1 pseudogene is annotated in these 889 nt (G+C 32.1%); it reads right to left on the reverse strand.

Features of this window, described 5'->3' with window-relative positions:
• Positions 1-889, reverse strand: a pseudogene (locus tag JG677_RS08355) (autotransporter outer membrane beta-barrel domain-containing protein); the annotation flags it as partial.

An 889-nucleotide genomic window follows, 5' to 3' on the forward strand; every position in this document is an offset into this window, starting at 1 on the left:
ATAAATACCAGCATTACCACCTTCTAATCTACCTTTTACGTCTATGCCTTCGCCTTCAATATCTCTATCACTTCCATCAATGTGGATTGCATCATTTCCTGCTTTAATAACGCCTCCGCTTTCTATAGTGATTTTACCGATATTTGTTGTATTACCACTAACATCGCCATGCCCATAAAAACTTATACCATTTAAACTAGCTTCTATAGTTCCACTATTAGTAAGAGTTCCTATTTTATTGCCTGCTTCTACTAAGATACCATTAGAGTTTGATTGTATAGTGCCTTCATTGGTAAAATTTGTAATTGTAGTTGTTCTATCCAAAGCAGTCGAAAGTTTAATACCTGCTGCAAGATTATTATTGCTAGTTGATTCTATGGTTCCTTTGTTAGTAAAATTTTCAATAGTAGATTCAGCTAGTTTTATACCTATAATGCCAGAAATTAAACCATTGCTATCATTAGTAAAACTATCGATTGTGCCCTTACTTAAAGCTATACCTGATGAAACATAAAAAGATACAGCAGGTTCAGTATTTCCTATATTCTTTATAGTTCCTTTGTTAGTTAGAGTTTTAATAGTTGCACTTTCTATATTTAGTGCTCCAATATCCTTATTGCCCTGAATCAATCCATTGCTATCATTAGTAAAATTAGTTATTGTTGCACTACTAGCAATATTTATCCCTTGACCACTATTGCTACTTATAGTTCCACTATTGTTAAAAGTTTCTATTGTTGCTCCACTAGCAATATTTATCCCTTGTTTATTAGCGCTACTTATAGTCCCACTATTAGTAAAAGTAGTAATCTCAGTATTACCAAGATAAATAGCCTCACCATTGTTTGAACTTATAGTACCTTTATTAGAGAAATTATTAATTGTAGAT

The organism is Campylobacter sp. TTU-622, from assembly GCF_016598965.1.
Classification (GTDB): Bacteria; Campylobacterota; Campylobacteria; order Campylobacterales; family Campylobacteraceae; genus Campylobacter_D.